Origin of the sequence: Yoonia sp. F2084L, from assembly GCF_023015625.1 — a bacterium.
Classification (GTDB): Bacteria; Pseudomonadota; Alphaproteobacteria; order Rhodobacterales; family Rhodobacteraceae; genus Yoonia.
The window spans coordinates 927,973-949,720 of the sequence record NZ_JALKAH010000001.1; the positions used below are offsets into that span (position 1 = coordinate 927,973).

Sequence of the window (21,748 nt, forward strand, 5' to 3'; positions counted from 1 at the left end):
CCCGCCCTACTCTGCCGGTTCTTTGGGTTTGTCCTTCAGGAACGGATGCACGAACTGCCGCCAGTAGCCTTTGGGCACAGTGTCGCCGATTACGCCATAGGCCGCTGGCCAGTCCTTTTCAGGCAAGTGGTGCGTGCCGAAAAGCCAGTCATAGATCGGGAAATGGCTGGCGTAGTTGATATCAATCGCTGCCCGGTCTGACCCGTGATGCCAATGGTGAAAGCGGGGCGTGACAAAGAAGCGTTCCAGAAACCCAAGTTTCCAGCCGATGTTGGCGTGGATGAAGCTGGAATAGAAGTAAACGACCAACAGATAGGCTTGGATCGCCTCGGGCTTGAAGCCCAGCGTGAACATCGGCACTGCGGTCAAGCTGCGCAGCACGGCAATCTCGACAAAGTGCATGCGGGCGCCCGCCAGCCAATCCATTTTCTTGGTGGAATGGTGGATGGAGTGAAAACGCCACAACACCGGATAGGTATGAAACGCACGGTGCACCCAGTATTGCACAAAATCAGTGGCCATCATGATGATGATCACCTGCACAAAGAACGGCAAGTTCACGATATAAATCCGAACGTCATCAAGCGGTATTTGCGCGTTGACGTAGTTGGATGGCGCCAGCGTGATGAACCCCAGAACCTGCACCAACATGGAGCTGATCAGGTAGTAGAACATATCCTCCTGCCACTCCGCCCGGAAAACGGTTTGCTCGGAACGCGCGGGAAAGAAACGCTCAAGCGGGACAAAGAGAAAGCCAACGATCAGGACGTTGATGATGAAGTAATCAAGGCCAAAATAGAAGCTCTGCGGTGCCTCGGTGCCGATTTGCGGCTGGGTTGTTGCCATGAGCGAGGCCACGACAGAGACCGCTAAAGCCGTCCACCCCAATGATTTACGCGCACTCAGGATCAGGCTAAGCAATGACAACGCATAGCCCGACAAAAGCGTGAACCGCAAAAAGACCGTCACCACCCCACTGTCTTGGATGAAAGCGATCTCTGGATAGGACAGGGTTTCTGGAAACCAGCGCAACAGCACGATCAACAGACCCGCAAGCGACGCCAAAAGCGCCAAAGCCCCCGATAACCAGCCGCTCCCCAAAGGACGTTGATCCCGTGGTGTTTCCAACTGGGTGATGATTTTGTTCAGAATGCCCAAGACGTGCCTCACTCATTAAGTTGCGATCACCATAGCCGCATAAAATTGGCAAGAGAATGGCAGGAAAACCTCTATTGCAGCCCCTCACGTCGCCAAAACGCTTGCCCAGCCTCCGCACCCCTGCCAAAAGGTCGCAATGAGTACCGGACGCCTGATCATCGACCTTGACGCTGTCGTCGCCAATTGGCGCGCTTTGGACAGCATGACCAACTGCAAAACAGCCGCCGTGGTCAAGGCCAACGGCTATGGGCTGGGGGCAGCGAACGTCTCTAAGGCGCTGTTCAAGGCAGGCGTGCGCCAATTCTTCATAGCCGTGGCCGAAGAGGCCGTCGCAATACGTGAAGAACTGGGGCCAAAACCCGAGGTTTGCGTCTTTTCAGGGCATATGAAAGGCGACACTGACCTGATCCGCGATCTGGGCCTGACACCGATGCTGAATTCGGTGGAACAGCTGACGCATCACCTCGAAACCCTGCCCGGCCATCCCTTTGGTATTCAGCTTGATACCGGCATGAACCGCCTTGGTCTGGAAATGCAGGAATGGGCAGCGGTGGCTGAACTGGCATTAGCGCAACAGCCGCGCCTGGTGATGTCGCATTTGGCCTGCGCGGATGAGCCTGATCACCCGATGAACCCCTATCAACTTGCACAGTTTCATAAGATGACGGACGGTATTCAGGTGCCCCGCTCTTTGGCGGCAACCGGTGGTATACTGCTGGGCCCCGACTATCATTTTGACCTGACGCGCCCTGGCATCGGTCTTTATGGCGGTCTGCCTTTCGAGACAGCCGCACCAGCGGTAGAGCTTGATCTGCCGGTGATCCAAATCCGCGATGTCGCCGAAGGTGAAGTCGTGGGTTACGGCAATGCGTGGCAGGCTGAACGGCCCTCGCGGATCGCCACCGTGTCAGGTGGCTACGCGGATGGGATCACGCGCATTCTGTCGGACAAGGCCACGCTCTATCACGGGGATACGCCTTGCCCACTGGTGGGCCGCGTGTCGATGGACCTGCTAACGATTGACGTCACTGATCTGACCGAAGTGCCAACAAAACTGTCCTTGATCGGCCCAAATCAAACCGTCGATGATCTGGCACGCGCGGCAAATACGATCGGATACGAGGTGCTGACGCAGCTTGGCGCGCGCTACAATCGCAAGACCTTTGGTAAGTAAGCGAACCAGTCCGCATTAGCTTTCCTACGTAACAGACAGAATTTATTGGAATTTCGATGCTAACCTTCCTGCGAATTGCCAATCTGGCGCTGTTGATCCTGTTTCCCATTGCCTGGTTTGCACCATTGATGCGGGCGGGGTTACTGCCGATTTTTGGGCTCAGCGAAATCAGCGTAATCTCTGGCATGCAGGCCCTTTGGGAAAGCGACATCGCTTTGGCGTTGCTCGTCACGGCTTTTGCGCTTTTTGCGCCGTACCTCAAGACAATCGGATTGGCTCTGGTTCATTTCAACCTGTTGAAGGATAAGACATTACCAATCCTGTCATGGATCGGTAAACTGGCAATGGCGGACGTGTTTCTGATTGCCCTTTATATCGTCGTCTTTAAAGGCGTAGGCATCGGCAAGGTCGAAACCGGCTGGGGTCTTTATATGTTCACGGCCTGTATCCTCGCGTCGATCCTGATTTCAGCTTTGACGCCAACCAAAGGCAAGTAGAAAGTCACGTAGTTTTGTGCGAGTTTTGGAGAATACGCACATCAACTGGCGCATGATGAATATAATAAAATTGATCACTATTATCGCCCTGCTGCATCCGACTGCTGTTCTTGCAGAAGAATTGCGCTGTGGTTGGTACTTGAACCCGACACCCGCCAATCACTGGCTGGAAGACGCAGACGGCACTTGGATATTGGCGACCCAAGGCGGCTATCAGGTTTGGGAAACTGTTGACCTTGCAGAACAGAGTTTCGCCTTTGATGATCAATGGGTTTCGTCAAATGGTGAACCCGGACATGCCTACTACGGGCATGGATGTGCCTGTATTCGCGGGATATTCGAACCCACAAGTGGACGTGTGTCAGACATTTCACACATGAACCCACGTCCTTTGGACGCGTGCCGAACTGACCCTAATCTGCCGCCAGAGCCCAACTACCAGTAAATTCGTGTTGGGCAGGAGTTGTCGTTTACTGAAAATTGGTCCAAAAGGTGAACATGGCAAAAGACTTGAACTTCACCTGCTCTGAATGTGGCGCAGCATTTCGCAAATGGTCAGGGCAATGTGACGCCTGTCAGGCATGGAACACGATCAGCGAATCCAAGGCCTTGTCCAGCGGACCCAAGGGCAAGTCATTGGGTGCCATCCGAGGCAAGGCAATCCCACTGACTGACCTTGATACACAGGAAAAAGAACCACCCCGGACAGAGGCAGGCGTCGGTGAACTGGACCGCGTGCTTGGGGGTGGTCTGGTCAAGGCATCCGCGCTTTTAGTGGGCGGCGATCCGGGGATTGGCAAGTCAACATTACTATTGCAAGCCGCCGCAAGATTTGCGCGTAACGGGCTGAAAGTCATATACATTTCCGGCGAGGAATCTAACGCACAGGTCCAAATGCGTGCCCGCCGCCTTGGGCTGGAGAAAAGCCCGGTCATGCTCGCCTCTGAAACAAACCTCCGCGATATCCTCACGACGCTTGAGGCCGAAAAACCGGACCTCGCGATCATCGATTCCATCCAAACGATGTGGGCGGACAACGTTGATAGTGCGCCCGGGTCAGTGTCGCAGGTCCGGTCCTCTGCGCATGAATTGACAACCTTTGCCAAGCGCAACGGGATGTCAGTGGTGATGGTTGGCCATGTCACCAAAGACGGCACGATCGCCGGCCCCCGTGTGGTCGAACATATGGTTGATACGGTGCTCTACTTCGAAGGCGAACGCGGCCATCAGTTCCGCATCCTGCGCGCAGTGAAGAACCGATTTGGCCCCGCGGATGAGATCGGTGTGTTTGAAATGACAGGCAAAGGTCTGGCTGAGGTTAAGAATCCCTCGGCGCTTTTCCTGTCCGAACGTGGCACCCCTGCCCCCGGTTCAGTGGTCTTCGCGGGTATCGAGGGCAGTCGCCCCATGCTGTGCGAGATACAGGCACTTGTGGCTCCTTCGCCACACAGTCAACCACGGCGATCCGTGGTCGGATGGGACGGTGGCAGGCTTGCCATGATCCTTGCCGTGCTCGAATCCCGCTGCGGTGTGCCCTTCACCGGATTGGACGTATACCTCAACGTAGCAGGGGGTTTGCGCATCTCTGAGCCCGGCGCAGACCTTGCTGTGGCCGCCGCTTTGGTGTCGGCCCGCGAAGACGCGGCATTGCCCGCAGAGGCTGTCGTATTCGGGGAAATCAGCCTATCGGGCGCGCTACGTCCCGTCGTTCAAACGGAAAATAGATTGAAAGAGGCGCAGAAACTTGGTTTTACAACTGCGATCATTCCACAACAGGCCAAACAGCCAGGAGTGGACGGTTTGGTGTTGCGCACTGCAACGGACCTTGCCGGATTTGTAGAAGAGGTATTTGGCGCAAGATAGCGTCAATCGCAGGAGGCGAACCATGGAAGGTTTCACACTTGTCGACGCGGGCGTCGCGATCATCGTCCTGCTTTCGGGCGTTTTGGCGTACAGCCGCGGGTTCGTCCGCGAGGCGATGGCCATTCTGGGTTGGATCGGTGCGACCATCGTCGCATTCATCTTCGCCGATCAGGTTGAGCCTCTTGTGCGCCAAATCCCGGTCATCGGCGGATTTATCGGCGACAGCTGCGAGTTAGCCATCATCGCGGCCTTTGCTGCGGTCTTTGCGGTGGCGCTTGTGGTCGTATCAATCTTCACGCCCCTGTTTTCCAGCGTCATTCAACGCTCGGCCCTCGGTGGTATTGACCAAGGCCTTGGCTTTTTCTTTGGCATCTTGCGTGGCATCCTGCTTATCGCTGTGGCGTTCTTTGTCTACGACACGATCTTTGCGACGCAGCAGTTTGCGGTCGTCGATGACAGCCGCTCAGCACAGGTATTCGCCCAGTTGACTGGTCAGATCGAAGAACAAAATCCTGAGCAGGCTTTGGGTTGGATTACTGAACAGTACCAGCAGTTGGTTGGTAACTGCGGCGCACCAGCACAGTAGATAAACGCACCAATTCATTAAGGCTACATGCAGCTCTGCATGTGGCCTTTTTGATGGTCAAGCGCCCGAAACAGTCTTTCCATGCTCTGAACCCTGATCGTTTCGTGACACAACGCGTTTGACCCTCTAAGACGGACACATCCAAAACCAACGGATTCGGAGCTGCCCCCTTGTCCAACTTGATGCCCCCCGCCCATCCCTTTGACGATGATAAACTGCGGGAGGAATGTGGCGTGTTTGGCGTTGTCGGTGTGACCGATGCGGCGAACTTTGTGGCCCTTGGCCTGCACGCCTTGCAACACCGCGGGCAAGAGGCCGGCGGGATTGTCACACATGACGCCGACATTGGCTTTAGTCAGCAGCGCCGCATGGGGCTGGTCCGGGATAACTTTACCTCTGCCTCAATGATGGAGCGCCTGCCCGGTTCTATCGGGATCGGCCATGTCCGGTACTCGACTGCGGGCTCGAAGGGCCAAACGGCCATGCGCGACGTGCAGCCGTTCTTTGGCGAGTTTTCGATGGGCGGTGCGGCGATTGCACATAACGGCAATATTACCAACGCCCTGTCTTTGCGCAAGGAACTGATCGAGCGTGGATCCATCTTCCAAAGCTCATCTGACAGCGAATGTATCATTCATCTCATGGCGCGCTCTATGGGGCGCAACATCCCCGACCGCATGGAAGAAGCCCTGCGCAAGGTCGAAGGCGCGTTTTCCATCGTTGCCATGACCCGTACCAAACTGATCGGTTGTCGCGACCCGTTGGGTGTGCGCCCGTTGGTGTTGGGCAAAATTGGTGATGGCTGGGCATTGGCGTCGGAAACCTGCGCGCTCGATATCATCGGGGCCGAGTTTATTCGCGAGATTGAGCCGGGCGAGATGGTCGTCGTCACCGAAAAAGGCGTCGCGAGCCATTTTCCTTTCCGCCCCAAGCGGTCGCGGTTCTGCATCTTTGAGCATGTTTATTTCAGCCGCCCCGACAGTATCCTTGGTGGTCGCTCTGTCTATGAAACCCGCGAAAACATCGGCCGCGAACTGGCCAAGGAAGCACCTGTCGATGCCGATCTGGTTTGTCCTGTGCCTGACAGCGGCACGCCGGCTGCTATCGGCTATTCGCTGGAATCCGGTATCCCCTACGCGATGGGCATTATCCGTAACCAATACATGGGCCGCACGTTCATCGAACCCACCGAGAGCATCCGCAACATGGGTGTCCGTTTGAAGCTCAACGTGAACCGTGCCCTGATCAAAGGCAAACGCGTGATCCTTGTTGATGACAGCGTGGTGCGCGGCACTACCAGCCGCAAGATCAAGGAAATGATCCTTGATGCAGGTGCTGCCGAGGTTCATTTCCGCATTGCCTCGCCGCCGACCGCATGGCCGTGTTTTTACGGCGTCGACACCCCCCAGCGCGAAAAGCTGCTCGCGGCAACGATGTCCGCAGAAGAAATGCGCGATCATCTAGGTGTAGACAGCCTCAAATTCATCTCGCTCGATGGGCTTTACCGTGCCGTCGGTGAAGCCAAAGGGCGCGATGCCAAGGCACCCGCTTACTGCGATGCGTGCTTCTCGGGCGAGTACCCGGTGGCACCCTCAGATATGATTGAACAGGGGTTTCAGGCAAAGACGGCGGCGGAATAACCCATGACCACCGTGATCCACCACAATCCCGACTGCGGCACCTCGCGTAATGTCCTTGCGGTGATCCGGGCGACCGGGACAGAACCGGTCGTTGTTGAGTACCTCAAAACCGGCTGGACCCGTCCCCAATTGCAAGCCCTGTTCGCCGCGGCCGATATTACACCGCGTGACGCCTTGCGGACCTCCAAATCCCCGGCAGAAGAATTGGGACTACTTGCCCCCGATGTCAGCGATGATGTGCTGTTGGATGCCATGCTGCAACATCCCGTCTTGGTGAACCGGCCCATCGTGTGCACGCCCAAGGGCGTCGCTTTGTGCCGCCCGTCCGAGGCCGTGTTGCCATTGCTGGAAAAGCCGCTGACCGGGCCAGTCTACAAAGAAGACGGTACCCTGATCCTCGCGCCCTGACGCGCATGTGATCAAACGTTAGGTAAATTGGCGCCGAACCTAGCGTCAATGCACGCCCGCCCCCCTTTTTCTTGACGAACACATCTGGCAAGAGCGCGGCAAATCAAAAACCGACGCAGTATGATCCATGTCAGAAGACACACCAAACCCGGCTCTTGCAGCCGCCAAAGCCACTTTGCCGGACGCATTAGAGCTGCGCACGCTGTCCGTTATCGGGCTGATACAGGCCCATGATGGGCCGACGGCTTTGCTCCGCTCGTCACGCGGACAAATAGCACGGGTGCATGTCGGCCAAACCGCACTTGGTGTGCAAGTGAATGCTATTAACGATGCACAGGTGGTCATCACTGATCGCTGGGGACGCACGCAATCACTGGCATTGCCACACAGCTAACGCTTGACCTTGGGCGCGGTTCGGCACATCACGCGCTCCATGACAAAAACAGCACTCATCACCGGCGCATCGCGCGGCCTTGGGGCCGCATTGGCCAAGGCGCTCGCCCCGACACACCACATCATTGCCGTAGGCAAGACGGTTGGCGCGCTGGAAGAGCTTGACGATGCAATCCAGGCCGCCGGAGGACAAGCAACACTGGCCCCTATGGACATCAGCGTTGATGCGGCGATGCAGCAGCTGTGCCGTGGTATCTATGATCGCTGGGGCAGCCTTGATCTTTGGCTGCACACGGCGATCCATGCCGCCCCTTTGGCCCCTGCGGGACACATCGGCCCCAAAGACCTGGCCAAGTCCATGACGATCAACATTGAGGCCACATCGCGTCTGATCGCCTATGTCAGCCCGCTTTTGGGGCAAACCGGCCAAGCGGTGTTCTTTGACGATTCGCGCGGCGGCGATCAGTTCTTTGGCGCATATGGCGCAACGAAGGGCGCACAAATCGCACTGGCCCGCAGTTGGGCGGCTGAAAGCGCCAAAACCGGGCCGAAAGTGCAGATCCTGACCCCCGCCCCCATGCCCACGGCCACGCGGGCGCGGTTCTATCCCGGCGAAGATCGTAGCGCGCTGACAGACCCCGCGGCGGAAGCAGCCCGCCTCTTGCCGCTTATTCTGGGCTAGCCTGCGCCACGATCAGATCAATCAGACAGGTCAGGCCCGCCTTGGCGTCAATGTCATCGCGCGATGAAAGCTGCTCAAGCCCGATGTGGGCGCCATAAAGCAATGCCGCAAACGCGGGGTTTTGCACGCCAATGCCGGTCAGACAATCGCGCAAGAACGACAGCCGTGTGTCATCCACACGCGTCACAGCCACACCTGCCGGTGCATATGTGCGCGCCCAACCCCTGATCGCGGCCTCTGCCCCCGAGCCACCTTGGGCGTCATGAGGCGCATTGACGGCTGCGGCCAAGACCTTCAAGCGTGGCAGCCCCGGCGCAATCGCTTCTAGCTCGGCAATAATCCGATGCGTTGCGGCCTCTTCCCAATAGCGCAGCATTGCACGCTGGAATGCGTCCAGATCCTTGAAATGCCAATAGAACGATCCCTTCGTCGTGCCAAGCGCACGGGCAATCGGCTCCACCCGCAGCCCCTCGGGCCCGTGATGGGTCAGCGCACGAAAACCGGCATTGATCCACTCTTGTGGCCCGAGGCGTTGTTTTTTGGATGTCATCCAGAAACCATACGGGTGCGTATTGACACGGGCAAGCGATAAGCACACCATACGGGTACGTATGGAAAAGGAGTCTACCCCATGAACCGCCCTTTGATCATCGCCGCCTGTCTTATGGTCCTGACCACCGCGATCCACGTCTTTGCAGGTGGGCCAGAGTATCACGTGATCTATCAGGACGTACTGCCAACGGCCCATCTGGCCTCAATGGCTGCGGTGTTGTGGCATGCGGTGACGATCAACCTGCTACTATTGGCAGCAGCGCTATTCTGGCTAGCACGCCATCCCAACCCGGCCCTGTCGGTGGCCGTTTGCGCGATGCAGCTGGGGTGGGCCGGATTGTTTCTGTTTTATGGGATCGGCATGCTGGGGTCGCCCTGGGCCATGCCGCAATGGGTGATCTTCCTGGCCATACCGTTGCTGACATTCTACGGTACGACCCGACCTCGCACCGCATAACGAAGCGCGCTTGCCGCGCGCGCCTGCCTCGCTTAGGAACAAAGCTGAAGCAAAGGGGCGGCTGTATGCGCATTCTCATCACCAATGACGACGGTATCAATGCCCCCGGCCTGCAGGTTCTGACGGATATCGCACATGATATCGCCGGACCAGAGGGCGAGGTTTGGACGGTGGCCCCTGCTTTTGAACAATCTGGCGTGGGTCACTGCATCAGCTATACCCACCCCACGATGATCGCCGAGTTAGGCCCGCGCCGGTTTGCGGCGGAAGGATCACCAGCCGATTGCGTGATTGCGGGGCTTTATGATGTGATGAAAGACAACACGCCCAATCTGATCCTGTCGGGTGTGAACCGGGGCAACAATGCAGCTGAAAACACGCTTTATTCCGGCACCATCGGTGCTTGTATTGAAGGCGCATTGCAAGGCGTGCGGTCTATCGCCCTGTCGCAGTTTTACGGGCCTGCCAACGCGAATTTGGACAATCCGTTTGAGGCTGCTGCCGTACATGGCGCGGCAACTGTGCGGGCATTGATGCAAGACGCACTTTGGGATGATGCCGATTACAAGCTGTTCTACAACGTCAACTTTCCACCGGCACCGGGCGCTGACGTCAAAGGGATGGCCGCAACAACACAAGGGTTCCGTTTGAACACGCGGTTCCGGGCCGAGGCACAGACCTCACCTACAGGCCGCAAATTCCTCTGGGTGCGCGGCGGGCCGCAGCACGAACCAACCGCACCGGGCACAGATGCGGCGGCCAATCTTGACGGTTATATCTCGATCACGCCAATGCGCGCCGATCTGACCGATTACGCCCTTGTCGATACGCTCAAGGATGCGCTGAAGTGACCTTTGATGCGGCAACCAAAATGCAGTTTCTCTACGCGCTCCGCAGCAAAGGCGTGACGGACACCCGCGTGCTGACGGCTATGGAACAGGTTGACCGCGCCGATTACGTCAAAGGCACATTTGCCGACCGCGCCTATGAAGACATGCCCTTGCCGATTGCCTGCGGGCAAACTATCAGCCAGCCTTCGGTTGTCGGGCTGATGACCCAAGCGCTTCAGATCAGTCCCCGCGACAAGGTTCTCGAAATTGGCACAGGGTCCGGGTATCAGGCCGCAATCCTCAGCAAGCTGGCCCGCCGGGTCTACACGGTGGATCGCTATCGTCGCCTGGTCCACGCCGCGCGTGCCGTGTTTGAAGCAAACGATATCACCAATATCACGACATTCACCGCTGATGGCAGCCACGGTTTTGAAGAACAAGCGCCCTTTGACCGGATCCTGCTGACAGCTGCGGCTGAAGATCCGCCCGGCCCGCTGCTGGCACAACTGCGGGTCGGTGGGATCATGGTTTTGCCCGTTGGACAATCCGATGCTGTGCAAAGCCTGATCCGTGTTTCACGCACAGAAACCGGCTTTGACTACGATGAATTACGCGCCGTGCGCTTTGTCCCCTTGCTAGAAGGGCTCGGACAAGAGTAAACTACCCCAAAATATAGTACGACCCCATAGATAAGGGGCGACTTAGGCAAAGGAGCGGTAGGATGGCGAACGGGCATTTCCCGGTAAGACGCATCATGATGACGAGTGTGGCCTTGGTGGCCCTCACGGCATGTGAAGGTTTTGATTTTGATATGCGCGATGTGGGGAATGGGTTTGACACCACCTCAGCGGTGCAATCACTGCCTGGACGGCCAAGGCCCGATGATCGCGGCGTCATTTCCTACCCCAATTATCAGGTTGTTGTCGCGCGCCGCGATGACACGATCCGTGGCATTGCAATCCGGCTTGGCCTCGATGCGAATGAACTTGCAGCCTACAACGGCATCGAACCTGACGTGATCCTGCGCCGGGATGAGATCATTGCACTACCTACCCGCGTGACTGAGCCGTCACCGGCAACCGGTGCGCTGATCACCGGCCCGATCCAACCCTTTGACGTATCTGCCGTGGCGACGACAGCACTGGACCGCGCGGATGCCTCAGGCACCGGCGGTGTGACAGCCACGCCGATTGCACCGGCCGCACCGCAAGCAGCGGCACCGGTTCAACCTGCGGTCAGTGGCGACGAACCGATCCGCCACCAAGTTAAACGCGGCGAGACGACATTCTCAATCTCGCGCCTCTATAACGTGCCCGTGCCAAACATCGCGGAATGGAATGGTTTGGATGCGGCGTTCACAATCCGCGAAGGGCAGTACCTGCTGATCCCGCAAGGCGGCGCCGCAGCACCTGCCCCCGCAGCGGTCACAGCACCCGGAAGTGGCTCTGCAACGCCTGTACCGCCAAGTGCCGCCCTGCCCTTACCCGCAGAAACACCTGCCGCACCGCTTCCCGCCGCGGCTGTGCCTGCATCGCCTGATCTGGGCACCACGACCACGCAACCGGTCAGCAGCAACGCGCGCTTTTTGATGCCGATCCAAGGGTCGATCATCCGCGCCTATGCGCCCGGCCAGAATGAAGGCATCGACATCGGTGCCGCTGCGGGCAGTGATGTGCAGGCGGCAGGCTCTGGCACCGTTGCTGCGGTCACGACCGATACCAGCGGTGGCGCGATTGTTGTGCTCAAGCACAGCGACGGCTTGCTGACGGTGTACACGCAGATGGATGCGCTGACAGTCGACAAGAACGACAGCGTGTCCCGTGGGCAGGTTATTGGGAAGGTGCGGGCGGCTGATCCCAGCTTCTTGCATTTTGAGGTGCGGCGCGGGCTACAAAGCCTCGATCCGACCGATTACTTGCCGTAAGTGTTGATAAAGTAAGGTGGATCATGATCCACCTTACGCCAAGGTCACACCGCGCCTACCAGCCAGATCTATGAAATACTGCCACGCCACCCGGCCTGACCGGCTGCCGCGCGTGGCCTGCCATTCAATCGCTTCGGCACGCAGTGTCGCATCGTCAATCGCGACCCCATAGGCATCGCAATAGCCCCGGATCATTGCAAGGTATTCGTCTTGATCACAAGGATGGAAACCCAACCACAAGCCGAACCGATCTGAAAGCGACACCTTTTCCTCGACAGCCTCTGAGGGTGAAATCGCCGAGGAGCGTTCGTTCTCGATCATGTCGCGCGGCATCAGGTGGCGGCGGTTTGACGTTGCATAAAGCACTACGTTTTCGGGGCGTCCTTCGATCCCGCCATCCAAAACGGCTTTGAGCGATTTGTAATGCGCATCATCATGGCCGAAGGACAGATCGTCACAAAACATAATAAACCGCTCTGACGCGCCGCGCAGCAGGTTCAGACAGCGGCCGATCGTTGGCAGGTCTTCGCGCTGTACCTCAACGATTTTCAGACCCGGGTGATCTGCGTTCACTGCGCCATGTATAGCTTTGACAAGGCTTGATTTTCCCATGCCGCGCGCACCCCAAAGTAAAGCGTTGTTCGCAGGCAGCCCAGCCGCAAACTGCACCGTGTTTGCCATGAGCGTATCGCGCGATCTATCGACACCAACTAACAGATCAACGCTAACACGGTTCACCCGCGCGACAGGCTCCAGACGATCTGGATCAGCATGCCACACAAAGGCGGACGCGGCGTTGAACTCCGGTGCATCGCCCGGTGCCGGGCTCATCCGTTCAAGTGCTGCCGCGATACGTTGCAAGGACTTCTTGCTCACGCTTTGGGGCCCTCACCTGTCGTGGCATCGGCAGCAGCTTCGCCTTCGCTGATGTCATCATCGTCGATATCAAACAGGCTTTCACCTTCACCGATCACACCTTCGGCGCGGGCAGCGCGATCTTTTTTGCGCTCAACGGCGGCCACCAAATGGATCGAGATTTCATAGAGGCCGTAAACGACAACAAAGAGGATCAGCTGCGTTGTCACATCTGGCGGTGTGACAAGAGCTGCCACAACTAAAATGCCAACAACCGCGTATTTCCGTGTGCCGCGCAGACCACGCGAACTGGCCAGACCGGCAGAGCCCATCAAGGTCAGCAGCACAGGCAATTGGAAACACACACCGAAGGCCACGATCATTTTCAAAGTGATATCCAGCGTTTCATTCACCTTGCCGTTAAAGACGATGTCCACACCGCTGTCCGATACTGCAGATGCGGTGGCAGGCAGGCCAAGTCCGCCGGTCGCACCCGGCAACAACTCGGTCCCCGGTGGCGCTGTCACTGCGCCCGCCATAATGGCTGATACGAATGACGGAAGATCGGCGAATCCAAGGAAGAACGCCATTGCGAGCGGGACGACAATGTAATGCGCGAAGGCCGCACCAATCAAAAACAGCACGGGCGAGGCAATGATGAACGGCAAAAACGCGTTCTTTTCATTGCGGTACAGGCCGGGTGCGACAAAGCGCCAAAGCTGATAGGCAATCACTGGGAATGAGATCGTCAGACCACCCACGACCGAAATGCGGATCAACGTGAAGAAATACTCTTGCGGTGCGGTGTATTGCATGACCGGGTTCGGGTTGCCCAGATCACGCATGGTTTTTTCAATCGGGCCAAGCAGGAAATCAAGCAGCATGCCTCCGAACGCGAAACAGATGATCATGCCGACCAAAAACGCCATGACCGAATAGATCAGGCGCGAGCGTAGCTCTGTCAGATGCTCCAGCAGCGGGGCAGCGCTGTCTTCGATGTCGTCTTGGGCACTCATGATTTCGCCTCAGGTGCCGGTTTTTCATGGGCGGATTCGGTCTGTAACGTCTCTTCAGCCTCGCGCGCTTGGCGCGCAAGCGCTGCGTCCCCCATCGCCTTGCTCATCTTTTCTTTCGCCGCTTGGCGTTCAGCCGATAGCTCTGCGGTAGCAGGCCCTTTGGTCATACCTGTCGCTTCTTTGATCTTATCGGTCCCGAACTTTGTGGGGTTCGCAGCGGCTTTCAGCGTCTTCGACACTTCCTTCACGCCTGCCTGATCAGCGGCTTGGTTCATCGCGTTTGAGAACTCTCGCGCCATCATTCGGGCCTTGCCGGTGAATTGCCCTATCGTACGGAACAGGCCCGGTAAATCCTTTGGGCCGATCACAATCAGCGCCACGACGCCGACGACCAGCATTTCGCTCCAACCAAGGCCAAACATCAGGCGCGGTCCTTTTCGTCAGGCAAAGCGATCAGACTTTGTCTTTTTCTTCTGCGGGGGTCACGTCTTTGGCGTCTGCCATGCTGTCTTCGATTTCCTGCTTGCCGTCATCGACGCCCTTTTTGAAGGCCGTGATCCCTTTGCCGACTTCGCCCATCAGGCTGGAAATTTTGCCGCGTCCGAACAAGACCAGAACCACGACAGCGATCAGTAGAAGGCCGGGAAGGCCGATATTGTTGAGCATGTCTTTCTCCTTTTGCCGCGGGCAGGCCCGGCATCGTTTCATCTCTCTGCTGTGACAAATAGGGCCGGAGCCCGGCCAAGGGAAGCGCGAACTGCGCAATTTGCGCCGCTACTGCCCCTTTTTCACAAGGGTTTTTGGTATTTTGTGACAAAAACTTGTCAGTTGCCAGAAAATTGGCAAAACTGCCGCGAATCAAAAGGAAACCCGATGCGCCGTGCTGACCGTCTGATGCGACTTATTCAGATCCTGCGCGACGGGACCTTGCACCGCGCCGGTGATCTTGCGAAAGCGACGGATGTATCCCTGCGCACAATCTATCGCGATATGGAAACGCTGGCCGCCTCGGGTGTGCCAATTGAAGGCGAGCGCGGGATCGGTTACCGCGTCATTGCCGCGGTCACCCTACCCCCTCTCAACCTGACAATGACCGAGATGGAAGCGCTGCATCTAGGGCTGAATGCCGTCAGTCATAGTGACGATGCAGAGCTATCTGCGGCGGCGCGTGCCTTATCGGCGAAGCTTGATGCGGTGATGCCCGAAGACCGCAGTCGCGCCCCAAGCGGGTCGGGTTTTGCGATATACCCCTTTGCGGATGCGGCACGCGGGTTTCAACACTTGCCGATCCTGCGGCAAGCCGTGCGGACCCGCCAAAAGCTTGAACTGACCCTGCACGATGAGGCACGCACCGTCCGTCCGCTCCAACTTGATTATTGGGGGCGGCTTTGGACCTGTGTTGTCTGGTGCGAGACCCGCAATCAGTTTGACGAAATCCGGGTGGACCAGATTACCAGACAGCGGATCCTGCCCAGCCTGTTTGTGGATGAACGAGGCAAAGCGTTGAGCGATTACAACTGCCTGCGGGCCTAGAGCCACGCTGCAACATCAGTCTGCGGACGAAAATAAGCGATCATCCGCATCGCCCCCTCCGCATCGGCGGCCCAAGGGGCCACCCCATGCAACAGATGCCTGTCGAGCAAGACCGCCTGTCCCGGTTTTGCGCTGATCTCGACCCGTTGGCAGGTATCGAACACCGCGCGGCGCGTGGTCTGGTACACTTTCGTCACATCCAGATCGCCCCATGCCTTCGGTGGCAGGTCCTTGAAGGCTGCGCGAAACGCCGCGCGCATCATCAAGTGGCTGCCGGGCCAAACAACCAGAGGGCTCGCCGCAACATCATCAAGCGGCAAGCCAAGAATAAACGCGTGCGGTTCACGCAGATGCCGCCGTCTCTCCTGTCCTTCTGGCAAAAGCCCATCAACATGGGCTGCATCGCGGTTGCGGCGAAACAGATGCGCGGCCTCGCCTTCATGCGCGTCCCGCTGAGGATATCCGGGGAAAACAACCGAAAGCTGGGCAGCATGCCAGATGGCGGGCGCATCGACATATCGCAGCCAGCGACCTGTCAAAGGCACACCATTGATGCTTCCGTCTGGTGCGTTAGGCAAAGCATCAACGCCTACAAACCACGTCGATCCATGACGCCGCTCGCCGCCTTGCTCTAACACCGCGCACCCAGTAGTCGCTGCTGTGGCAGCCCAATCTGCGACTTCCGGCTCATCGGGAAAGACGGCATATCCCTGCTCTGAAAGTTGTTGTTCCATCATATCAACAGCCGCAGGTGCCGTACCCTCGTCCCTCAGGCCGCCAAACGCGTGACATGATCAAGAGCCGCCAACACAACCGCAGGCCCCGCGCCATCAGCATGGGCATTTTCCGACAAATGCCGCCGCCAGCCACGTGCGCCCGGACGCCCCTGAAATAGCCCAAGCATATGGCGGGTGACTTGCCCCAAACGCCCGCCTTGGGCCAAATGATCAGCGATGTAAGGCAGCATCAAATGTACAACCTCTTCGGCGGTCCGCCCGGTCGGGTCGCCAAAGATGCGAGCATCCGCGTCCAACAAAATATCAGCCGGAGTATGATAAGCGGCGCGGCCTATCATCACACCATCCAGACCACGTTCAAGAAACGCCTCAGCGGCATCCAACGTAGCAATACCACCGTTCACCGCCAGATGAAGATGAGGGAACAACCCCTTCATTTGCATCACTAAATCATAGTCTAAAGGCGGGATATCACGGTTCTCCTTCGGGCTTAGCCCTTGCAGCCAGGCCTTGCGGGCATGGATCGAAAACCGGTCCACACCCGCCGCTGACACTTGGGCCAGAAAATCAGGCAAAACCACATGCGGGTCCTGATCATCGACGCCAATCCGGCATTTGACAGTTACTGGTACACGTACCGCGTCCATCATCGCCGCCACGCAGTTCGCCACCAATGCGGGACTTTCCATCAGGATCGCGCCAAAACTGCCCGATTGCACTCTATCGGACGGACAGCCGCAGTTAAGGTTAATCTCAGCGTAGCCATACCCTTCGGCAATCCGCGCAGCCTCAGCCAGTTGGGCCGGATCAGACCCACCCAATTGCAGCGCGACCGGCTGCTCTGCAACGTTAAACCCCAACAAGCGGTCACGATCACCATGAACAATGGCAGGAGCCGTCACCATTTCGGTGTAAAGCAAGGTATGGCGCGACATCAGACGGTGCAGATATCGGCAATGCCGGTCCGTCCAATCCATCATCGGGGCCACGGATAATCGCGCTGACGCAGTGACTGCGTTGTTGGGCATAATCTGGTCTCCTGTGGCGCGCGCTTTGGATTTCGTCACCATTTCGCACACATACTGCACAGCAAATAGGGCAGTCCAGCCCCCGAGAGCGAAGACCTGATCGCAGGACCGCGCCTCCTTGCTCGAAGAGCCGCAGACCTGCTCGTTTTATGCAATAAGCTTGCGATCAGTCATAACCATTCAAGGTGTGTTCACAGCACAAGCTTGGGGATGTTCTGTTTGGGAATACGCGCACCAAAATGGCGGATCACTTCGCCAGAGACTTCGTGACCCAAATCGACAGCATCGCGCGAGCCCTTCCCTTGCAACCGCGCGACAAGATAGCCTGCGTTGAACGCGTCCCCTGCCCCGGACGTGTCGCGGATACCGGTGATCGCTGGTGCTGGTACGGCAAACGACTGTCCCATGGTCGGAGCTTCACCATTCTTGACGATGATCTCTGCTACGCCAGCCCCATCGAGGCGTTTGATCGTCTTTTCCGGCGTCTCGTCGCCCCAAATCAGCTGTTCGTCATCAAAACTTGGCAAGGCGATATCGGTCACAGCCAGGAAATCCGATACCGTTGTGCGGATTTCCTGCGTCGAAGTCCAAAGCTTGGGTCGAACGTTTGGATCAAACGAAACCCGCACGCCCTCTGCCCGCGCCTGTTTGAGTACGCGCAGCAAACGCACCCGGCTTTCAGGGGCGAGGATTGCCAGCGTGATACCGGACACATGGATCAATCCTGCCCCCTCCACAGCATTGGCAAGCCAGTCAGGATCGTCGGCCAAACATGTGGCAGCTGATGCGCTACGCCAGTAGTGAAAACTGCGTTCGACGCCATCCAATGCGATCAGGTAAAGGCCCATGGTTCGGTCAGAAATGCGTCTGACGGCGGTAAGATCCAAACCATCTTGTTTAAGTTCCGCTACAAACGCATCAGAAAGCGTATCGGTCCCAACGCAGGTGACAAACCCGACAACTGCATTGCCCCCCAGAAGCTGAGCCATGTGCCATGCAGTGTTGTATGTGTCGCCGGCAAAATTCCGGCGGTATTGGTTGTCACCGACTACTGCCATTTCAATCATCGCTTCGCCAATGGCGACGACCTTGTTTGATTTGAAACTTATCATTCAGGTTCCGCCCGATAGATCGCGCCGGTTAGCCAAGCGGGCCAGTCGCGTTCGAAGAAAGCTTTGTCCGCTTCGTCAAATGTGCGGTTCGGACGCCTCGATACGACCATGCGCTGTCCCGCCAGCCGCACAATCAATTGTTCCAATTTATCGACCTCACGTTCGCTGCGAAAGCGGACATCAGTCAACGGGCCCGTCACCGCCATTGGCAAAGCATCACCTTCGGGATCGCAAACGGCACGCGCGCCTCTGCTACCACCCCCGCTTGCGACATAGGTATCAAGCGCCGTCAGGACCGCTTCTGAGGCAAGCGCCATTTGCTGCCATTGCAGGACCCTCGCAACCTCTGCCGGGCGAGTGAAGGTCACACCATTTGCGCGGATTGCATCATTGAGGACCTGCGCATCCGCAAGACTTCGTCTGATATCACCGGGGTGGCACAGGATACCTGCGCTATCGCTCATACGTGTTTGGACTTGCTTGCGGATCTCTTGCGCCGTCAGTTCGCTATCAATCGTCAGAGTGGCCTCAATGCCAGCAACGGCCTGCGCCGCCTGATCCATGACATCTGCATCCTGCGGCATCACAGCCTGCCGACTGGCTGCAATATGCTCCGCCACGCGCGTGCCAAAGACCTGCCCTGCATTCAGGGCTGAGCCTCCTGGTCGGGTTACGCCGTGCGTACCTGCAGCCTCACCGATGGCATAGATGCCGCCCACATTGGTGCAGCCCCATGTATCAACAGCAATCCCTCCATTCATGTGCTGGTTGTTGACGGCAAATTCCAACGGATCGGTGGTGATATCCACCTTGTACCGCTTATAAAGTTCAATCGCCAGCGGGTTCATGTGGCGCAACCGATGGATCGGCAACTCGTGCGAAGCACCCGCCGTCTTCAGATAATTGCTGACATCATCATCCAACCGCGCAAGGCTGAAGGGCTGATCGCCCGGTACCGGCAAGGGATTGCGGTTGAAATCCATGAACACCCGCCGCCCCTTTTGGCCTTCACGAAAGATCGCCAGATCGACAAGACTGGATTGAAAATCTAGCATCCGTGACGCATGAAACGGCCATTGATAGCCTTTGCGAAACACATTCGATGCCAGTTCCTGTGTTGTCCGGTAATAATCGGCCAGAAAATGATGCTCGTTTTCAGCGTCATCAACCGAATAGATATGCGGGATGACTTGGACGTAGGTGCCGGACAAGTTCCATGGGAATCCTTCTCGACGTGTGCTGATACCGAATTGGCTTTCTGTGATGTTCACAAGTTCCAGCCCTGTTTCAAGAGCCAGACCCAACGTGCCAAAGCACCCATTGGGGAAAACACTGTCACGGTAGAGCTCACCCGGTCCACCTGCTGCGATAACGAGGGCCGTGCACGTGAACACCGTAAAGCCATAGGGGTTTGCGTCAGACTTGTCTTTCGGTCGTATCGCCAAAAGCCCGACCACATGACGTGCATCGCCCGCCCCTTGCGTCAGGACTTTGATCGCGGTTGTCTGGTTCAAGAAAGGAATATCGAGGCGCAACGCCTCGGTCGCCAAGACCTTAACCATCAGGCGCGACGTGCGTGGCCCGCAACTTGTCGCACGACCCACGTCGTCGTGGTCCGTCTTATAGCGTAGCGTGCCACCAAGACGGTCCTGCGGCAAAGGCAAGCCCATGAACTGCAACGAGGCCATCGCCCGCGTGGAACCGACAGCCTCAATATAGGCGATGTCTTCATCCATCGCACCGCCAGCGCGGATAGAACGCGCCATGTCTTTGAAGTTATCCCCTTGATCGGCGGTGTTGGCAGTGTGCAACGTCTGCTTGTCCGACCCGGAACAGGCCGACGTACCACCCCACGCGCTTTGGCTAATAATGGTAACATCCGCGCCCCGGCGCTTTGCCTCAACTGCGGCGCGTAATCCTGCCGCCCCACTACCCACGACCAGACAGCCGGAGCGATACATCGGCACGCTGTAACCTCCAACCTCCACATGATTATTCGCATCAGGATCAGGGCGCAGGCGCGGCATCTCAACGTCTGTCAACGCATCGAGGATTGATTGGGGGACACGCGATGTCACAGGCAGTTGACCTTCTTTGTTCAGTCGATATCGACCCAGCGTTTCAGGCGCGACGATGTCATACAGGCATCAACGATTTGGCAAATATGATGGCCGGTCTCGAACGTCGGCCACATGGGTTGGTTGGTGGTTATCGACCGCACGATCTCGGCCGCTTCGATGATCTTGCTCTCGTTATATCCCAGTCCAAAATTCGGCAGCGGCAAGAAAGCTTTGTAAGTCTCATGTTCGGGGCCCACATCAATCGCGCGATACCCGCGCCGTCCGACCCTGTCGTCGTTAGAGTAAAACCGCAGGCGACTGACCTCGTCATAGTTGTATGACAGACTACCTTTTGTACCATATATTTCATAGGCTTGCATGAACTTGCGACCAGTTGCAACGCGGCTAAAATCCACCAAACCGCGTGCACCATTGGCGAAAGTGCAAAGGATGTTGGACCCATCAGGGTTGGTGACATCGGCCCAGTCCTCGTCACCCGTAAGCGCGTTGTCATCACCAAATGCAGACCCTTCAACAACCGGGCGCTTGTCCGTCACAATGAAGTTGTCAGCGATTAGCGAACTGACCCGCCCAACAAGAAACGCCATAAAACTGAAGACATGGCTTCCGGTATCACCGACGATGCCCGTCGGCGCCAAATCACCATTTGCCCGCCACATATGCGGCGCAAGCGGATCGCCGAACATGTCGACATGCTGGCAACCTTTGAACATCTTAATCTGGCCGATTTCGCCGTTGTCGATGATCTCCTTGGCCAGATCGTGCACGGGATTGCGCGGGAAAGCGTGACCGACGCGTGTGATGACGCCTTTTTGGGCCGCAATCTCGGCCAGCTCTCTTGCTTGTTCAGCGGTATCGGCCAACGGCTTTTCGCAGAACACATGTTTCCCCGAGAGCAAGGCCGCTTTCGCAACTTCGTAGTGCATGTTGTCAGGCAGGCAGATGTCGATCAGATCAACCTCTGGGTCTGCCACGGCCTGTTGCCAGTCTTTCAGGATTTTTGCACCCGGCGCGCGGAAGGCCAGGTCCTGTTCGGCCTTTGGGTCGCGCGACACCAAAGCGACAACCCGGGCTGTGCCACCCCCTTGCCCAAAGAAATGCGGAAATGTCTGAAAGGCCATCGTGTGGGTTTTGCCCATCCAACCTGATGCACCTAAAACAGCAACTTTGACTTCCGTCATCTCAGTGATCTCCGCATTTTTGGAACGTTCCAAACGTGGAC

The 21,748-nt window shown here is 57.4% G+C and carries 25 protein-coding genes; 14 read left to right on the forward strand and 11 right to left on the reverse strand.

Annotated elements, in window-relative coordinates:
• Window positions 1-6: 6 nt before the first annotated feature.
• Window positions 7-1,170 (reverse strand): sterol desaturase family protein, encoded by a 1,164-nt coding sequence (locus MWU60_RS04560; RefSeq protein ID WP_247225937.1) that lies wholly within the window; start codon window positions 1,168-1,170, stop codon window positions 7-9.
• 124 nt (window positions 1,171-1,294) lie between these two features.
• On the opposite strand from MWU60_RS04560, the gene alr reads away from it, so the two are divergent.
• From alr to MWU60_RS04605, 9 genes are all read left to right on the forward strand, one after another.
• Window positions 1,295-2,332 (forward strand): alanine racemase, encoded by a 1,038-nt coding sequence (alr, locus tag MWU60_RS04565; RefSeq protein ID WP_247225938.1) that lies wholly within the window; start codon window positions 1,295-1,297, stop codon window positions 2,330-2,332.
• Window positions 2,333-2,388: 56 nt separating this feature from the next.
• A complete protein-coding gene (locus MWU60_RS04570) occupies window positions 2,389-2,829 on the forward strand; it encodes a paraquat-inducible protein A (RefSeq protein WP_247225939.1) in 441 nt (146 codons plus the stop codon).
• Between the two features lie 55 nt (window positions 2,830-2,884).
• Entirely contained in the window at window positions 2,885-3,274 is a 390-nt protein-coding gene (locus tag MWU60_RS04575) for a DUF4087 domain-containing protein (RefSeq protein ID WP_247225940.1), read from the forward strand.
• 53 nt (window positions 3,275-3,327) lie between these two features.
• Window positions 3,328-4,692 (forward strand): DNA repair protein RadA, encoded by a 1,365-nt coding sequence (radA, locus tag MWU60_RS04580; RefSeq protein ID WP_247225941.1) that lies wholly within the window; start codon window positions 3,328-3,330, stop codon window positions 4,690-4,692.
• Between the two features lie 22 nt (window positions 4,693-4,714).
• On the forward strand, window positions 4,715-5,278 hold the full coding sequence (locus MWU60_RS04585; protein WP_247225942.1) for a CvpA family protein: 564 nt from the start codon (window positions 4,715-4,717) through the stop codon (window positions 5,276-5,278).
• A gap of 182 nt (window positions 5,279-5,460) precedes the next feature.
• Window positions 5,461-6,918 carry an amidophosphoribosyltransferase gene (gene purF, locus MWU60_RS04590; RefSeq protein WP_247225943.1) on the forward strand — a complete coding sequence of 486 codons (1,458 nt, stop codon included), beginning with the start codon at window positions 5,461-5,463 and terminating at the stop codon, window positions 6,916-6,918.
• 3 nt (window positions 6,919-6,921) lie between these two features.
• A complete protein-coding gene (gene arsC, locus MWU60_RS04595; RefSeq protein WP_247225944.1) occupies window positions 6,922-7,326 on the forward strand; it encodes an arsenate reductase (glutaredoxin) in 405 nt (134 codons plus the stop codon).
• 127 nt (window positions 7,327-7,453) lie between these two features.
• Window positions 7,454-7,720, forward strand: coding sequence for a pilus assembly protein PilP (locus MWU60_RS04600; RefSeq protein WP_247225945.1), 267 nt, complete (start codon window positions 7,454-7,456; stop codon window positions 7,718-7,720).
• Window positions 7,721-7,759: 39 nt separating this feature from the next.
• A complete protein-coding gene (locus MWU60_RS04605) occupies window positions 7,760-8,401 on the forward strand; it encodes an SDR family NAD(P)-dependent oxidoreductase (protein WP_247225946.1) in 642 nt (213 codons plus the stop codon).
• Here MWU60_RS04605 and MWU60_RS04610 read toward each other — a convergent pair.
• Complete coding sequence (locus tag MWU60_RS04610; protein WP_247225947.1) at window positions 8,388-8,951, reverse strand: TetR/AcrR family transcriptional regulator; 564 nt, start codon at window positions 8,949-8,951, stop codon at window positions 8,388-8,390. The genes MWU60_RS04605 and MWU60_RS04610 overlap by 14 nt on opposite strands.
• Before the next feature lie 81 nt (window positions 8,952-9,032).
• Between MWU60_RS04610 and MWU60_RS04615 the strand changes: the two genes are divergently transcribed.
• From MWU60_RS04615 to MWU60_RS04630, 4 genes are all read left to right on the forward strand, one after another.
• Window positions 9,033-9,410, forward strand: a complete 378-nt coding sequence (locus MWU60_RS04615) for a hypothetical protein (RefSeq protein ID WP_247225948.1) — start codon at window positions 9,033-9,035, stop codon at window positions 9,408-9,410.
• A 65-nt stretch (window positions 9,411-9,475) separates the two neighbouring features.
• Window positions 9,476-10,261 (forward strand): 5'/3'-nucleotidase SurE, encoded by a 786-nt coding sequence (gene surE / locus MWU60_RS04620; RefSeq protein ID WP_247225949.1) that lies wholly within the window; start codon window positions 9,476-9,478, stop codon window positions 10,259-10,261.
• Window positions 10,258-10,899, forward strand: a complete 642-nt coding sequence (locus MWU60_RS04625) for a protein-L-isoaspartate(D-aspartate) O-methyltransferase (RefSeq protein ID WP_247225950.1) — start codon at window positions 10,258-10,260, stop codon at window positions 10,897-10,899. The genes surE and MWU60_RS04625 overlap by 4 nt, the downstream gene beginning before the upstream one ends.
• Window positions 10,900-10,961: 62 nt before the next feature.
• On the forward strand, window positions 10,962-12,164 hold the full coding sequence (locus tag MWU60_RS04630) for a M23 family metallopeptidase (protein WP_247225951.1): 1,203 nt from the start codon (window positions 10,962-10,964) through the stop codon (window positions 12,162-12,164).
• A 33-nt stretch (window positions 12,165-12,197) separates the two neighbouring features.
• Here the strand turns inward: MWU60_RS04630 and MWU60_RS04635 are convergent, their stop codons facing one another.
• From MWU60_RS04635 to MWU60_RS04650, 4 genes are read right to left on the reverse strand one after another with little or no spacing between them, the layout of a single operon-like run.
• Window positions 12,198-13,040 (reverse strand): ATP-binding protein, encoded by an 843-nt coding sequence (locus MWU60_RS04635; RefSeq protein ID WP_247225952.1) that lies wholly within the window; start codon window positions 13,038-13,040, stop codon window positions 12,198-12,200.
• A complete protein-coding gene (locus MWU60_RS04640; protein ID WP_247225953.1) occupies window positions 13,037-14,035 on the reverse strand; it encodes a twin-arginine translocase subunit TatC in 999 nt (332 codons plus the stop codon). The genes MWU60_RS04635 and MWU60_RS04640 overlap by 4 nt, the downstream gene beginning before the upstream one ends.
• The gene (gene tatB / locus MWU60_RS04645; RefSeq protein ID WP_247225954.1) at window positions 14,032-14,457 is read right to left on the reverse strand and encodes a Sec-independent protein translocase protein TatB; all 426 of its coding nucleotides are present in this window, start codon (window positions 14,455-14,457) and stop codon (window positions 14,032-14,034) included. Before tatB ends, MWU60_RS04640 begins: the two co-directional genes overlap by 4 nt.
• Before the next feature lie 31 nt (window positions 14,458-14,488).
• A complete protein-coding gene (locus MWU60_RS04650; protein ID WP_247225955.1) occupies window positions 14,489-14,701 on the reverse strand; it encodes a twin-arginine translocase TatA/TatE family subunit in 213 nt (70 codons plus the stop codon).
• A gap of 207 nt (window positions 14,702-14,908) precedes the next feature.
• Here MWU60_RS04650 and MWU60_RS04655 point away from each other — a divergent pair, with 207 nt between their 5' ends.
• Entirely contained in the window at window positions 14,909-15,568 is a 660-nt protein-coding gene (locus tag MWU60_RS04655; RefSeq protein ID WP_247225956.1) for an HTH domain-containing protein, read from the forward strand.
• Here the strand turns inward: MWU60_RS04655 and MWU60_RS04660 are convergent.
• The 5 genes from MWU60_RS04660 to MWU60_RS04680 all read right to left on the reverse strand — a co-directional run bounded on the left by MWU60_RS04660 (window position 15,565) and on the right by MWU60_RS04680 (window position 21,707).
• Window positions 15,565-16,302 (reverse strand): hypothetical protein, encoded by a 738-nt coding sequence (locus tag MWU60_RS04660; protein WP_247225957.1) that lies wholly within the window; start codon window positions 16,300-16,302, stop codon window positions 15,565-15,567. The genes MWU60_RS04655 and MWU60_RS04660 overlap by 4 nt on opposite strands.
• A 35-nt stretch (window positions 16,303-16,337) precedes the next feature.
• Entirely contained in the window at window positions 16,338-17,333 is a 996-nt protein-coding gene (gene dusA, locus MWU60_RS04665; protein WP_247225958.1) for a tRNA dihydrouridine(20/20a) synthase DusA, read from the reverse strand.
• A gap of 191 nt (window positions 17,334-17,524) precedes the next feature.
• On the reverse strand, window positions 17,525-18,445 hold the full coding sequence (locus MWU60_RS04670; RefSeq protein WP_247225959.1) for a sugar kinase: 921 nt from the start codon (window positions 18,443-18,445) through the stop codon (window positions 17,525-17,527).
• Window positions 18,442-20,523, reverse strand: coding sequence for an FAD-binding protein (locus tag MWU60_RS04675; RefSeq protein ID WP_247225960.1), 2,082 nt, complete (start codon window positions 20,521-20,523; stop codon window positions 18,442-18,444). The genes MWU60_RS04670 and MWU60_RS04675 overlap by 4 nt, the downstream gene beginning before the upstream one ends.
• Window positions 20,524-20,543: 20 nt before the next feature.
• Window positions 20,544-21,707 (reverse strand): Gfo/Idh/MocA family oxidoreductase, encoded by a 1,164-nt coding sequence (locus MWU60_RS04680; RefSeq protein ID WP_247225961.1) that lies wholly within the window; start codon window positions 21,705-21,707, stop codon window positions 20,544-20,546.
• Window positions 21,708-21,748: the final 41 nt, after the last annotated feature.

Coding starts and splice junctions, on each gene's coding strand:
- alr (WP_247225938.1), top strand. CDS start 1,295: ATGAGTACCGGACGCCTGATCATCGACCTTGACGCTGTCGTCGCCAAT.
- MWU60_RS04570 (WP_247225939.1), top strand. CDS start 2,389: ATGCTAACCTTCCTGCGAATTGCCAATCTGGCGCTGTTGATCCTGTTT.
- MWU60_RS04575 (WP_247225940.1), top strand. CDS start 2,885: ATGAATATAATAAAATTGATCACTATTATCGCCCTGCTGCATCCGACT.
- radA (WP_247225941.1), top strand. CDS start 3,328: ATGGCAAAAGACTTGAACTTCACCTGCTCTGAATGTGGCGCAGCATTT.
- MWU60_RS04585 (WP_247225942.1), top strand. CDS start 4,715: ATGGAAGGTTTCACACTTGTCGACGCGGGCGTCGCGATCATCGTCCTG.
- purF (WP_247225943.1), top strand. CDS start 5,461: ATGCCCCCCGCCCATCCCTTTGACGATGATAAACTGCGGGAGGAATGT.
- arsC (WP_247225944.1), top strand. CDS start 6,922: ATGACCACCGTGATCCACCACAATCCCGACTGCGGCACCTCGCGTAAT.
- MWU60_RS04600 (WP_247225945.1), top strand. CDS start 7,454: ATGTCAGAAGACACACCAAACCCGGCTCTTGCAGCCGCCAAAGCCACT.
- MWU60_RS04605 (WP_247225946.1), top strand. CDS start 7,760: ATGACAAAAACAGCACTCATCACCGGCGCATCGCGCGGCCTTGGGGCC.
- MWU60_RS04610 (WP_247225947.1), bottom strand. CDS start 8,951: ATGACATCCAAAAAACAACGCCTCGGGCCACAAGAGTGGATCAATGCC.
- MWU60_RS04615 (WP_247225948.1), top strand. CDS start 9,033: ATGAACCGCCCTTTGATCATCGCCGCCTGTCTTATGGTCCTGACCACC.
- surE (WP_247225949.1), top strand. CDS start 9,476: ATGCGCATTCTCATCACCAATGACGACGGTATCAATGCCCCCGGCCTG.
- MWU60_RS04630 (WP_247225951.1), top strand. CDS start 10,962: ATGGCGAACGGGCATTTCCCGGTAAGACGCATCATGATGACGAGTGTG.
- MWU60_RS04640 (WP_247225953.1), bottom strand. CDS start 14,035: ATGAGTGCCCAAGACGACATCGAAGACAGCGCTGCCCCGCTGCTGGAG.
- tatB (WP_247225954.1), bottom strand. CDS start 14,457: ATGTTTGGCCTTGGTTGGAGCGAAATGCTGGTCGTCGGCGTCGTGGCG.
- MWU60_RS04650 (WP_247225955.1), bottom strand. CDS start 14,701: ATGCTCAACAATATCGGCCTTCCCGGCCTTCTACTGATCGCTGTCGTG.
- MWU60_RS04655 (WP_247225956.1), top strand. CDS start 14,909: ATGCGCCGTGCTGACCGTCTGATGCGACTTATTCAGATCCTGCGCGAC.
- MWU60_RS04660 (WP_247225957.1), bottom strand. CDS start 16,302: ATGGAACAACAACTTTCAGAGCAGGGATATGCCGTCTTTCCCGATGAG.
- dusA (WP_247225958.1), bottom strand. CDS start 17,333: ATGCCCAACAACGCAGTCACTGCGTCAGCGCGATTATCCGTGGCCCCG.
- MWU60_RS04670 (WP_247225959.1), bottom strand. CDS start 18,445: ATGATAAGTTTCAAATCAAACAAGGTCGTCGCCATTGGCGAAGCGATG.
- MWU60_RS04680 (WP_247225961.1), bottom strand. CDS start 21,707: ATGACGGAAGTCAAAGTTGCTGTTTTAGGTGCATCAGGTTGGATGGGC.